This is a genomic window from Pollutibacter soli (assembly GCA_029269725.1).
GTDB classification, from domain to species: Bacteria; Bacteroidota; Bacteroidia; order Chitinophagales; family Chitinophagaceae; genus Pollutibacter; species Pollutibacter soli.
On sequence record JARJHS010000005.1, the window covers coordinates 39,632 to 53,297 of the forward strand.

A 13,666-nucleotide genomic window follows, 5' to 3' on the forward strand; every position below is an offset into this window, starting at 1 on the left:
ATTTAAAGTATCATTGCCTGGGTTGAAAATGTCAAACTGACCAGCAATAAATTAACCTGGTTTGAATTTCATAACGAAAAATGAACAACGATGAACGAACAACGCAGGATTAAAAGAACTGCTGTTACTCAGCACATTTGAATTTCAGAACTATGAGCGAACAACAATTAACTGTGAACTATTTTGTTAAATTTTCCGGATAATCGATTCAGCTATACCTACTGGAAGCCTTATCCGATAAGAGTTTCATGCCGGAGATTAAAGTATTCCGATTTAACATTTTCTAATCTTTTGAGAGTTCTGACCTATATTTGAACGACAACCATCGTTATTAAAATAAAATTAAAATACGGCGTTTAGCCCTGAACGTTATGACTGCTTCGAATAAAATTCTACTGGTTGAAGATGAAGTAAACGTTGTTTCCTTTATTAAGAAGGGTCTTTCTGAAGAAGGGTTCCTGGTAGATGTTGCAATGAATGGAGAACAGGGTCAGAAAATGGCGCTGCAATACCGGTACGACCTGATTATACTGGACATCATGCTGCCTGGTATCAATGGTCTTGATATCTGCAGGGAAATTCGTAAACAGCAGATCACAACGCCGATCCTGTTTTTAACCGCCTTAGGAACTGCTGAGAATATTGTTATTGGTCTTGATCGCGGAGCAGACGACTACCTGGTAAAACCATTCAAGTTTATCGAATTGCTTGCCCGAATCAAAGCCATCCTGAGAAGAAGAAATACCAACCTCCAGGCTCAACAGCAGCGCGAAGAAAGTAAGTACACGATCGGTGACCTGGAACTGGACGATTATACTAAGACAGTTAAACGTGGACAAGAGTTCGTCACACTTACCACTACGGAGTATAAACTTCTTTTATTATTCCTGAAAAATCAACGTCGCGTCCTTTCACGTACGGAAATACTGGAGGCCGTATGGGACGTTAATTTTAATATAGGTACTAATGTTGTTGATGTGTATGTAAACTATCTTCGCAAAAAAGTCGATAAATCGCACGACAACAAATTAATTCATACAGTAGTGGGTATGGGTTATGTATTAAAGGAAGTGTATGAAAAGTCAAGCTAAAATTGCGCTTCTCTTTTTTGGTTTCAGTATTTCTATCATCCTGCTCATCAGTGCGTTTGTTTATTATTTTTCTGCGCGACATTTCTATACTGAGTTTAATGTCAGGCTGAAGATCAGGGCCGTAGTTGCAGCAAAAGCGGTGCTGGATGTGGAAGATGAACGCACGCCCGCATATCGGGAGATACGTGAGCAACATCTCGAGCGACTTCCTGACGAAAAGGAGTTCTTTTTTCCTATTGCTTCTCCTGCTGGTTTAAAAGAAAAAGCAAAAGCTTTAAAACTTCCGGAAGTATTTTTTGATGACCTGATTCAGAAAGGCAATTCCACCTATCGCGATAACAATACTCTTTTTACAGGGTTGAAATACCAGAGTGACAAAGGTACTTATGCAGTGATCGTTTCGGCAAGTAATAAATTTTACAGGGAGCATCAATCTTATTTACAGAAAGTACTGATTGGAGCAGTAGTACTTGCAACGCTTCTCACATTCATGATCGCGGTTATTTTTTCCCGGAAGGTGTTTGATCCCGTGCGACAGATTACGCAGAAGGTGAAAGAGATCAGTTCTGAAAACATGCACCTCCGGGTAGAGAAGAAAAATTACAGTGATGAGATCAGCGATCTTGTGGTTACTTTCAATCATATGCTGGACAGGCTGGAAACAGCTTTTGCCACACAGAATAATTTCATCAGCAATGCTTCGCATGAGCTGAGTACTCCGTTAACGGCAATTATAGGAGAAGCCGAAGTAACGCTGAGTAAGGAACGTGCAGCGGCAGACTATAAAGATTCTCTTCAGGTGATCCTCAACGAAGCGGAGCGCCTAGAAAAAGTTACACGATCTTTGCTATTCCTTGCACAAACAGGATTTGACGGTAAAAAACAATCCATGGACAGGATCCGTGCAGATCAGATCATTTGGGATGTTAAGGAGACTATGGACCGCTTGGTTCCTGGCAATAAAATCATTATCGATCTCGCACTGATCCCGGATAGTCCCGAGAAATTAAAGGTTCGGGGAAATATGCAGTTGCTTCACTTAGCAATTTCTAATATCGTAAGCAATGCGATAAAGTATTCCGGTAATAAACCCGTTAAAATTTCCATCGGCACTGGAAATCAGCATGTCATTATTGTTGTGAAAGATGAAGGTATCGGTATTCCTTCTTCAGAATTAAAATACATTTACGACCCCTTTTTTCGTGCATCCAATACAAAACAGTATGAAGGTTTTGGTATCGGACTGCCTCTCTCCCGAAATATAATTCGCCTCCATGGCGGTGTGTTACAGGTTGATGCTGAGATCAATAAAGGCACAACTGTACAGATCAGTCTTCCACTCTTCAAGCCGGAAACATCAACCGTAGTGATATAGCGGTATAGTATAGGCGAAAATTAATATTTTCTTAAAATGATCTGATAATGTTCTTATAAAGGATATAATAACATTTTAATTTTTCTCACATCAGTTCTTAAAATGCGGCATATAGTATTGCATTCAAATTCCCGATATGGCGCGTACACTACTGATTCCTACAGATTTTTCAATTGAGTCATTGATGATGCTGAAATATGCTTCAACAGTTTCTGAGTTTGATAAATTGAATATTGTATTTATTCATTGTACGAGACTAACTGATTCCATAACAGACCTGATGTTTTATTCTCCTCAAAGGATACTTGAGCCGTTGATGTCGGACGATTTTCACGAAGCCTGTAACATTGTCAAAAATAAATTCCCCAAAAAATTTCTTTCTATACAGGTTAAACTTTTTCACGGTTTTACAAAGTCTGCATTTATTCAGTTCCTTGAAGCGAACAATATCGATGAAGCTATTATTCCTGCCAAGTATAAGCTGATCCTGCCTAAAAGCAGTTTCGATCCTGTGCCATTCATTCTTCGTATTGACATGCCGATCCGCCAGGTCGATTGGGATCCTCAGCGGGCACACCCGGAAAGAAACAGGATCGCGGAGTTGTTCCTCGATTAAAAGCGATAAATACCGAAAACATCATGAAGACATTACAGAAACAGACAACCGTTCTCGAACGGCTTAAATTATTCTTCACGTTTTTTGACAGCCGATGGGAAGACCTCACGCGACAGAACTGGAAGACGACAGTTTATCGGGATTTCAGTGCAGGACTTATTGTGGCGATGACAGCGATTCCAATGGCCATGGGTTTTGCTATGGCGATGGGTATGCGACCTGAGCAGGGCATCATCGCAGGCGCTCTTGCATGTATCGTCGGACGAACATTCGGGGGTTCCAAATACCAGGTATATGGACCAACAGCCGCATTTATTCCTTTGCTTGCAGCACTTTATTTAAAGTATGGAGACGCGGGGGGAGGGTCTGCGGCACAGGCGCATGGTATGCTGGTGACAGTGTCCATTGCCGCTGGAATTATTTTGATGATTCTGGGGCTGCTGGGCTTTGGGAAATATGCAAAGCTGGTGCCGAATTCAATCATTGTTGGCTTCACCGTTGGTATTGCGTTCGCCATTGCATTTACCAACCTGGAAGACATTCTTGGTATTGAAAGTTTTAAAGTTATTCTTGGCCAGGATGAAGATATCCGGGGTGGATTGATGAATCATATCTCTACCGCTTTTGGTAATCTTTATAAAATAAATATCTGGTCGGTACTGATAGGGGTGACCACATTTCTAATGGCGCGTTATCTGTTAAAAATCTCCATATTTATTCCTGCGCCATTGCTTGCAATGGCTTCCATGACGTTAGTGTCTGCAACCCTGTTTAAAGACAAAGGAATTCTCCTGGTGAAAGATATTTACGGATCCATTCCGAATAATTTCTTTGTATTCACCGGGCCATCGATGCCTGAGATTACATTCGGTGTTGCGATGGATGTGTTATACTTCGTGTTTGGGATCGTATTTGTTTCCGGGGTCGAAAGCATTTTATGTTCGTCTATGGCTGACCGTTTGGCGAACAACAAAAGAACGCCCTTCAATCCCGACAAAGAATTCTGGGGGCAGGGTCTTGTACAGATCGTAACGCCCCTGGTCAATGGTTTTCCATGTACAGGTGCGCTTGCCCGCACTGCAACCAGCATTAAGGCCGGTGCCATGACGCCGATGGCTGGTTATTTTAAAGGTGTCCTCAAACTGGTGCTTGCCTACTATGTAGCTCCGTACCTGGAGCTGATCCCGATGGCTTGTATTGGTGGTATCCTTGTTTGGGTGGCCAGCAATATGATCAAGCCTTCGGAGATCGGTGAAATCAAATCACACGGAAAGTTTGAATTTTCGATGATGGTATACACTGCAGTGATGGTGCCGCTTACCGATTTTCTTACCGGCGTTCTCTCTGCTCTCGTCATCTACTTTATAGTTCAACGATTCTTTATCCGAAAGAAAAGATCGGTGTCTGTACCACGAACCAGGAAAACAGTCCAGGAAGTTTAATGTCAGCTTTCTGGATGTTTTCGCGGTCCCGCATAGCGGGACCATTTTTTTTGAAGTATGGTCTACGTTAAACGTAAAACGTTGAACGTAGAACGTAGAACGCAGAACCTGCTGGTGCAAAGGGTTTTGATATCTGCCGCTAATGCTGATTGTATTTTGACAACAGGCCGGCATCGGAAAGCCAACGTTTAACGTTTAACGTTATACGTTCAACGTTAAAACTTTACCTGCATCACCGCCACTTCCATTTCCTTGTGTCCACGTTCGAAACCGTGATACAGGCAAGCCATAATTGTATTGTCAGATGTGTTGAAAAATGATTGCGGAATAACGGCAAACTCCTGCAGGTCTTCAGAGAATTCAATAAACTTTCCCTGCACTTCTTTTCCGGAGTCGTCGTAGGAGTTGAATCGAAATCCTTGTTTCAACTCTTTTTTCTTAAGACCGTTGTCTGCGAGTGTGCCAACAAATAGTTTGTTTTCACGGTAAAGAGCAATCGCGCCGGCAGATGTCGTTAATGCTTCCTGGTTCATGCTGCTGTTATCGATCGCTCTGCTCCAACGGACTTTTCCTTCCGTGTCGATATAACAAAATACCGTCATTCCATATTCTGTATAATAACTGTTCATTGCTCCAGTGGTTCCTCTTGATACTACTACCGTTGATACAGACTGACCTAATGCATAAATGCCGCCATCACTCCTGCGCGTGATCTTCGCTAAGGAAGCACTTCTGATACCCCGACCTTTTTTAATGTCTTTTTCACCAATTTCTTTTAACAACATTTCATTACTGAAATCCTGCTGATCCTGGACTGTAATCGCTAATGTATGTGGATCGAATTTGGCTGTGTAAATGCCGTGACCACCGGCATCTTTATTTCTGTTGTTGTCAGAATACATAGAAATGACTGTCGGCCTTTCTTTTGCATCAAGTGTAAAAGAAGGCTTCAACATGGATTTGCCTGGGGCACCGATTTCTTTCGTTTGCACTTTACCGTCGGCAGTATTGATCGCGTGCATTTCGAAATTAAAATTGTCATCCTCTTTCGCCTCTTTACGATCGGCCCTGCTTTTAGGTGTCCTCGTTAAAACATACACGATACCATTGTTTCCGAGTTCAAAATCCGAAAGAGTAGCACCTTTTTCGCGAATGGGAACAGAAGCTTTTACTTCATTCAGTTTGTTGAGGTCCTTATCAAAAAGACGAAGTATAAGATTATATCCATCTTTTTCACCATCATGCATGATCATTACCAGTTTAGACGAATCACTGCAGATCCGGAACCTGAATTCATCGCGTACAGCCAGCTTGTTACGTCCGTTAATGATTGTGCCGGATTGCCAGATTGTTCCACCTGAACTTTGGCCATGCGTAAAGTCACCGATATCAATCGCAGTTTTGCCGATTGGTTTCAGGTTGCCATCAAAGAATCGTGCGTATACCGGAAAAGATTTCTTAGTACTCTTTCCTTTGATGGTGTAAAATCCTGCAACCCGGTTTCCCCATTGAAATACATCTGTAAAAATGATTTTGTCTTCATCAAGACCGTCCGCCACGAGGGGATTCAAATAAACAGTTCCTTTATTTCCAAGATTGTTTATAGCATATTTGCGGATATTGGTGCGAATATTATTATTGAAATCTGATGCCTTCCCATAATCACTTTCAACGACCAGGTAACTGTTGTTCAACGCACCGACTGCGTTTTCAATTGCAGAAGTTCTTTTTTGAAGCATTTCCTCTGGCATTCCGAATTTTGCTGTTTGCGCAACAGCAACCGATGACACAAATCCCAGTGCAGAAATTAAAATTGATGATTTTTTCATGTAGTGATTTTTTGATTAGCGCGACGCCAGGTGTAATATTTTCTGACAGTGGCTACAAAGCCTTGTAATGATTTTTAAATAATCGTCGCAAGGTAAAATTTTATTGTATGAGAGGACTATTAAATTATTTATTGTCAATAGATTGCGGAAATATTTTTTCTGTTATTGCTGCGAATTTTGATTATCGGGTCGGTATATTCGGATATCAATTGCATTCTATATTTTAAAAGATGATTATGAATTCATTTAACAGGCGCAAATTTTTGCAACTATCAGGCCTTGCTGCCATTCCTGTAACAGTGCCTGCTCATGCTTTTGCGGACAAAACTGCCGACGAGGAAATGCAATTTGCAAATCCGCAAACGGTATCTTTTGTTTCTGAGGGCCCTCTGTATAATCCGGCGCAGTATATTGATAAATTGAAAGAGATTACTACTGGTAAGGAGGTGGCCCGTGATTTTTATGGACAGGGCGGAGTAGTGGAACAACTATGCAGGAAGATGGCTTCGATAACCGGGAAATCAGCAGCTGTATTTATCCCCACAGGTACGCTTGCCAATCAGCTTGCACTGGCCACACTCAGTGGAGAAAACAGTAAAGTGTTTGTACAGGAAACAAGTCATGTGTATCGTGATGAAGCCGATGCTGCGCAAACCTTGTTCAACAAAAGACTCATCCCGCTTGCAAAGGGCCAACCCTTTTTTACTGCTGAAGAACTGGAGGCATCAGTAAATTATCATCAACAGGAAGAAGTATTTAAAACTGGTATTGGTGCCGTTTCTATCGAAGTTCCTGTGCGTCGTAACGACAACAGAACTTTCCCGATCGATGAAATAAAAAAGATTTCAGCCTATTGCAGGAAGAACAATTTCAAGATGCATCTGGATGGTGCGCGTATTCACCTGGATGCTGCGTTTACCGGTGTGAGCGTTGGAGAATATGCTAAGTATTTCGACAGTGTCTATATGTGCACCTATAAATATCTGGGTGCAAATGGTGGTGCAGTGCTTTGTGGTGATGAATCATTAATTTCAAAAATGGATCACCTGATAAAAATTCATGGGGGTAGTATTTTCAGCAATTGGCCGAATGCAGCTATTGCATTGCATAACCTTGAAGGTATTGAACAGCGCCTTTCTTCAGTTGCCGCAAAAGCAAAGGAATGGATAAATACAATGAAACAAATTCCCGGGTTAAAATTAACTGCTCTTGATGGTGGAACGAATGTCTATTATTTAGCCTTCGCGAAAAATATGGATATAGATAAATTCAAAACTACGCTCAGGACCAAATATTCCATCTTTACGGGAGTCGCAGATAAAGAGGGAATCATCCGCATCAGGTTCAATGAAACTTTTCTCAATCAGGATAATGTGACTTTAACAAAAGCATTTGCAGAAGCAATAGCCGCAGCAAAATAGTCACTGCCCGAGTTTTTACATATAACCTAACACGTACAACTTATAACTTCCATGCATTTTGATCCGCTAACCGACTACGGACAGCACAATCTCAGAGATGCAGATCACCTCCTGAAATGGAATTTCAGTGAGCTGATAAAGACGTTGATCACTCTTGCTGCGGATCCGGAACGACAGATGGACATCATCGGTGAATCAGAAAATCCCGGTGAAGAAATGGTACTGGATTTTGAATCTTTTTATGATCTCTCAGCCAAAAAATATATCCAGGCAAAATTGATTCGTTTTGACCAGGCGGAGCAACTGGATGAATTAGGTGCAATGGTTGCGCGGTTGGATGAAGAATCATTTTCAAGTGATTCTGTCTTCGATGATGAAGTCTGGACAGAAATAAGAAATAAAAGCAACCACATTCTGCAATCGTTGGGCATGGATGATCTTGATCTCAAAATCGAGGAGTCTGAAAAAGAAGAAGAGAAACCAGGAGGAGAGAAGCGCCATGCGATTCACCGGCGAAGGGTGATTGTGAGAAAATGAAATCGATAGTAGTAATCTGCTTCCTGGCTAACCGTCTTCTTGTTAAAAACTTTTAATGCGATGAGGTTTTTTACAAGAAGGCAGGAAGGCATGAAGATCAATTTTCTTCCTGACTTACCGTCTTCTTGTTCAAAACTTTTAATGCGATGAGGTTTTTTACAAGAAGGCAGGAAGACATGAAGATCAATTTTCTTCCTGACTTACCGTCTTCTTGTTCAAAACTTTTAATGCGATGAGGTTTTTTACAAGAAGGCAGGAAGACATGAAGATCAATTTTCTTCCTTTTATTTCGTGGTTAACAAATCCGGATTTTGAAACCAGCCAAAGTCGGACTTGTCCTTCACGTAAAAAAAGTTTCCTCGGCGCCCCAAAATTTCAATAGTTGATCCGGCTGCAACGAGTTTGAGCGCTGCCGTTGTTACATCAGGACTGTGCAGAAGTCTTCCGGTCTTGCTGATGGTTTTTTTCTGCAGAGGTTTGCTGGATAATAGTTTCTCCGGGATAAATCCGTTTACACTATCGTTGACCAATACACGATACCACTCATCGGTCGCGCCGACAATCTCCATAAGATCTGAATCCTTGACCTTTGTTACTGCCCCTGACTTTATATCCGGTTGGGTAAAAACAGTTGATTCCGCATTCGCGTGCATCAATTCATTGAGATTCTTTTTATCCGAAATAACAGGCGCCGGCATTTTGCGATCGCGTTCGATAAAAGGAAATGGGTCCACTGCGCCGTTTCTCGTATATATTCCAAAATGCAAATGGGGAGGCGTCGTCTTTGCATTGCCGGTGTTCCCCATCAATCCGATAATATCTCCAGTTTTCACTTTCTGCCCCTGGGTTGCAATCTGGCTGTCCAGGTGTGCATAATACAATGAGTAAGATTTGTCGTGTGGCCTCAAAAAAATCACTTTGCCACCGAGATTATTTTCGTTTACTCTCGTAATTGTTCCGTTCGCGGCTGCCACCAGTGGCGTTCTTTTCTTAGCAAAAATATCGACACCCTCGTGCTTCCTTATTCCGCCATCACGATCTGCACCCCAGAAACTGCTGATCTTCGGATTATCGGTTATGCGTACCGGAAATGCGAGAGAAGGACCCGTGCTCACACTCACAGTGTATTCCAGGTTGACCAGCAATTCAGGTTGAATTCGTAATAGTAAAGTCAGATCCTGGTCAGATTCAAAAATAATCGCTCCGGAAGAATCGGTTTCTGCAATAAATTTTGCAGGTTGATTTGGGGTAATACGCCACAGTTCTGTAAACAACTTAGCTGAGCTGTCAGCAATTGTATGAATATGAATGGCCAGTTTTTCACCCTGGCGAATATTAAATCGTAGTCCTTCCGCACGTGGACCTGCTGCCTGGAAATACCCGGTTTCTCTATACGGCAATACTATATCCACGGGTTGAGCCAGGCTTTTTTCTGCCGAGCTGCTCCATTTTTTGCCCAGTACTGACTGTTTTAATCCGGCATTTTCCAACCGCTCAGAATATTCGCTGTGAGCGGACTTTTTTGAACTGAACAATCCACGATTCGACTTACAGGCTGCAAACAGCAGCAGGAAATACAGGAAAATAAAAAACTTATGTGACTTCATATGCATAGGAATATCAACATCAAAGATTACGCCTGTCTGAACTAATCTTCTGGCGTGCCGGAAGATTCAAAGCATCATTTTTTGCAAAATTTTTAAAGCTGATGATTTGTCTGCGAAATTTCCTTTTTAAACGAGTAAAAGTTTTTTCTTTCGGACTAGCGAAAGGCAGAAAAATATTGTGCAACTTTAGCAGACACCTGATATTCGAAAATTCCCAAACATGAGCAAATCATTCGTTTTTATTTTGATTAATTCCTTTATTACTGCAACGGCGTTTTCACAGAACACCAGGCTGCTTCGCGATCCTGATATCAGTGAGAAACAAGTCGTGTTCAGCTATGCAAATGATCTTTGGATTGCCGACAAAAATGGCGGTGAGGCCCGAAGACTTACCAGTTTCCAGGGTTCGGAATTCAATCCTCGGTTTTCTCCGGATGGATCAATGATTGCTTACAGCGGCCAATACAATGGTAACGTTGACGTATATGTCATTCCTTCGATTGGGGGAGAACCCAAACGATTGACCTGGCACCCGGGTTCGGATGTAGTGAATGGATGGACCCCTGCCGGAAAAGTATTGTTTGCTTCCATGCGGGAATCGGTGCCAGGCGGGGGGAAGATGTGGGAGATGGGCATTGGTGAGGGATTTCCGCACGCACTGAAAATCCCACGTGCATACAGGGGTGAATATTCAGAAGATGGGAAATTCTTCGCTTATGAATTGGTATCGCCATGGGATGAAGAATGGCGTAATTACCGTGGCGGTCAGAACCGTCCGATCTGGGTGCAGGATATGAGCGACAACAGCATCAAAACGTTGCCCTGGGAGAACAGTCACGATATGCAACCCGTTTGGCTGAAAGGAAAAATTTATTTTCTTTCTGATCGCGATCTTGCCATGAACCTGTACTCATTTGATCCGCAGACATCACAGGTGGAACAGTTGACAACGTTTAGTGAGTTTGATATAAAACAATTATCTGCTGGTGGAGGGAGTATTGTTTTTGAATATGGTGGTGATATATATACGTTTGATCCGTCGGTAAAAGCAAGTAAAAAATTAGCTATCCAGGTTCGCGGTGATTTTCCCTGGTTGCGTCCTCAATACAAAAACGTTTCAAATAATCTGGATAAAGCTTCGCTTTCACCAGGTGGCAAACGCGTCGTGTTCGAAGCACGCGGAGAAATCATTACAGTACCTGCGGAAAAAGGGGATGCCCGTAATATTACTAATGCCCCGGGTTCAAGAGAGCATGATCCGGTATGGTCGCCGGATGGAAAATCGATTGCATGGTTTTCTGATGCAAGTGGCGAATACAGTCTGATGATCGGATCACAATCCGGTATCGAAAAAGCAAGAGAAATAAAAATTCCTTCCCCAACATTTTATTATTCTCCTACTTGGTCGCCGGATGGAAAGTACATCGCTTTCACAGACCATATCCAACAGCTATGGATGACCGAAATTGCATCGGGCAAAACAACGCTGGTTGACAAAGACAGTTACCTCCATCCCGACAGAACAATCAATCCTGTCTGGTCGCCGGATAGTAAGTGGATCGGCTACACAAAACGCCTGCCCAGCCAGTATCATGTCATCATGGCCTATGAAATTGCAAAGTCAAAATCTTTACAATTAACAGACGGGATGTCTGATGCCATTTCACCTGCATGGGATGCAAGTGGTAAGTATCTCTATTTTCTGGCAAGTACAAATCTCGCGCTTGCATCAGGCTGGTTGGATATGAGCTCTCTTGAAAGACCGGTACGCAGATCGGTTTATTTTATGGTTCTTAAAAAAGGTGATCCTTCGCCTTTATTGCCGGAGAGCGATGAAGAAGAAAAAGACAAGGATCAAAAAACGGTTGACAGTACGGTTGTACAGGCAAAAAAATCAACAAAGAAAACAGATGAAAAAGCAAAAACTTCCGAAGAATCAAAAGCTCTGGTACAGATTGATCTTGATGGTTTAAGTCAGCGTATACTTTCAACTTCGATGACGGGAAGAGATTATACAAATCTGAAAGCGGGTGTTGCGGGTGAAATTTTTGTTTTGGAAAATGTAAAAAATCAACCTGGTCAGACTTTATATAAGTATACTCTCAAGAGCAGGAAAGAAGAAAAATATGCTGATGCGGTTAGTTACTTCACACTTTCGACCGATGGAAAGAAGATCCTTTTCCACGGTGCGCAATGGGTGCTAACGGAGTCAACTGCAGTACCGGCGCCAGGCTCAGGGACATTGAATGTTTCCGGCGTTCAGATTTATTCTGATGCGAGAAAAGAGTGGAAACAGATTTTCAGGGAGGCATGGCGATACCAGCGCGATTATCTGTATGTAAGAAATGTACATGGCAATGATTGGAATAAAATCTATGAAAAGTACAGTCCGCTGGTGGATTTTGTTGCGCATAGAAATGACCTGAATTACCTGCTGGACATATTGGGGGGCGAAGTGAGTATTGGTCACTCGTTTGTTGGTGGCGGAGATCTGCCAACGACGGGATATGTCAACAACGGACTGCTGGGGGCTGATCTCGAAACTGCGGGTGGGCGTTACCGGATAAAGAAAATTTACAATGGTGAGAACTGGAATCCGGGGTTGCGTTCGCCATTGAGTACTCCTGGTGTTGATGTAAACAATGGAGATTATATCCTTGCTGTCGATGGTATTAACCTTACGGACAGCATGAATCCTTACAGCCTTTTTGAAAACAAGGCAGACAAGCAGGTGTCCCTTCGCGTGAGTAAGACAGCCGATGGAAAGAGTCCGAGGAACGTGATCGTTGTGCCTGTTGCAAATGAGTATTCACTCAGATTATATGACTGGGTAGAAGGAAATCGTAGAAAAGTGGATTCATTGTCCGGTGGAAAGCTTGCTTATGTATGGTTACCGAATACTGCAGAAGATGGGTATGATAATTTCAATCGATATTATTTCGCGCAACAGGATAAACAGGGTGTGATACTTGATGAGAGGTATAATGGCGGAGGTTTTATTGCCGATTATTTTGTGGATATATTAAGTCGTCAGCTGAGGGGATATTTCAATAACGTCTCTGGTGAGCAGCGTCCCTGGACCGAACCGCTTACTGGCATTTTCGGTCCCAAGGTGATGATCATAAATGAAATGGCTGGTTCAGGTGGTGACATGCTTCCTTATCTTTTTAAACAGATGAAGATTGGTCCGCTGGTAGGAAAGAAAACCTGGGGTGGGCTTGTCGGTATCTGGGATACACCTGAATTAATGGATGGCGGGTACATAACGGCGCCGCGTGGTGGCTTTTTTGATCTCAACGGAAAATGGGATGTGGAAGGGGTGGGGATCACCCCGGATATCGATGTGGAAATGACGCCGAAAGAAGTACTTGCTGGTCATGATCCTCAGCTGGAGCGTGCTGTTGAAGAGGCATTGCGGTTGTTGAAAGATCATCCGGTACAATTGCAAAAAGAACCAGCGGCGCCGGTGAGGGCATTGCGGCCGAAGAAGTAGTTCGTCGTTCATCGTTCATCGTTGTTCGTTCATCTTTCTGAAATTCAGATGAGGCTGATCAATAGCAACTTTTTTTTCAGAGATCAGACGGAGCAGGGGCGACAAATTGTGAATTCAGGCGACTGAAGGAAAAAGTATCTTATTTTCTTCATACTAATTTTTAATCGCTGCTTTAATATTTTTAGTGATGAGCATCCAGCCCGCCAATGGTTGGATATGTCTTTATCTCTGGGCATTATTATCTTCTTCAGAATA

9 protein-coding genes are annotated in these 13,666 nt (G+C 42.5%); 7 read left to right on the forward strand and 2 right to left on the reverse strand.

Features of this window, described 5'->3' with window-relative positions; all coding sequences use genetic code 11:
- Nucleotides 1-371 precede the first annotated feature (371 nt).
- The 4 genes from P2W82_RS13695 to P2W82_RS13710 all read left to right on the forward strand — a co-directional run bounded on the left by P2W82_RS13695 (nucleotide 372) and on the right by P2W82_RS13710 (nucleotide 4,524).
- Nucleotides 372-1,091 (forward strand): response regulator transcription factor, encoded by a 720-nt coding sequence (locus P2W82_RS13695; protein WP_336516464.1) that lies wholly within the window; start codon nucleotides 372-374, stop codon nucleotides 1,089-1,091.
- Complete coding sequence (locus P2W82_RS13700; protein WP_336516465.1) at nucleotides 1,075-2,466, forward strand: sensor histidine kinase; 1,392 nt, start codon at nucleotides 1,075-1,077, stop codon at nucleotides 2,464-2,466. Before P2W82_RS13695 ends, P2W82_RS13700 begins: the two co-directional genes overlap by 17 nt.
- A 136-nt stretch (nucleotides 2,467-2,602) precedes the next feature.
- Nucleotides 2,603-3,082: an adenine nucleotide alpha hydrolase family protein gene (locus tag P2W82_RS13705; RefSeq protein ID WP_336516466.1), complete on the forward strand. Its 480-nt coding sequence runs from the start codon at nucleotides 2,603-2,605 to the stop codon at nucleotides 3,080-3,082.
- Nucleotides 3,083-3,105: 23 nt separating this feature from the next.
- Nucleotides 3,106-4,524 carry a SulP family inorganic anion transporter gene (locus tag P2W82_RS13710; RefSeq protein WP_336516467.1) on the forward strand — a complete coding sequence of 473 codons (1,419 nt, stop codon included), beginning with the start codon at nucleotides 3,106-3,108 and terminating at the stop codon, nucleotides 4,522-4,524.
- A 215-nt stretch (nucleotides 4,525-4,739) separates the two neighbouring features.
- Here P2W82_RS13710 and P2W82_RS13715 read toward each other — a convergent pair whose 3' ends face one another.
- Nucleotides 4,740-6,353: a hypothetical protein gene (locus P2W82_RS13715; RefSeq protein ID WP_336516468.1), complete on the reverse strand. Its 1,614-nt coding sequence runs from the start codon at nucleotides 6,351-6,353 to the stop codon at nucleotides 4,740-4,742.
- 236 nt (nucleotides 6,354-6,589) lie between these two features.
- Between P2W82_RS13715 and P2W82_RS13720 the strand changes: the two genes are divergently transcribed.
- On the forward strand, nucleotides 6,590-7,774 hold the full coding sequence (locus tag P2W82_RS13720; RefSeq protein ID WP_336516469.1) for a threonine aldolase family protein: 1,185 nt from the start codon (nucleotides 6,590-6,592) through the stop codon (nucleotides 7,772-7,774).
- Nucleotides 7,775-7,825: 51 nt separating this feature from the next.
- On the forward strand, nucleotides 7,826-8,311 hold the full coding sequence (locus tag P2W82_RS13725; RefSeq protein WP_336516470.1) for a hypothetical protein: 486 nt from the start codon (nucleotides 7,826-7,828) through the stop codon (nucleotides 8,309-8,311).
- A gap of 284 nt (nucleotides 8,312-8,595) precedes the next feature.
- Here P2W82_RS13725 and P2W82_RS24825 read toward each other — a convergent pair whose 3' ends face one another.
- Nucleotides 8,596-9,390, reverse strand: a complete 795-nt coding sequence (locus P2W82_RS24825; protein WP_419555720.1) for a peptidoglycan DD-metalloendopeptidase family protein — start codon at nucleotides 9,388-9,390, stop codon at nucleotides 8,596-8,598.
- Nucleotides 9,391-10,138: 748 nt separating this feature from the next.
- Between P2W82_RS24825 and P2W82_RS13735 the strand changes: the two genes are divergently transcribed.
- Nucleotides 10,139-13,411 (forward strand): S41 family peptidase, encoded by a 3,273-nt coding sequence (locus P2W82_RS13735; protein WP_336516472.1) that lies wholly within the window; start codon nucleotides 10,139-10,141, stop codon nucleotides 13,409-13,411.
- Nucleotides 13,412-13,666: the final 255 nt, after the last annotated feature.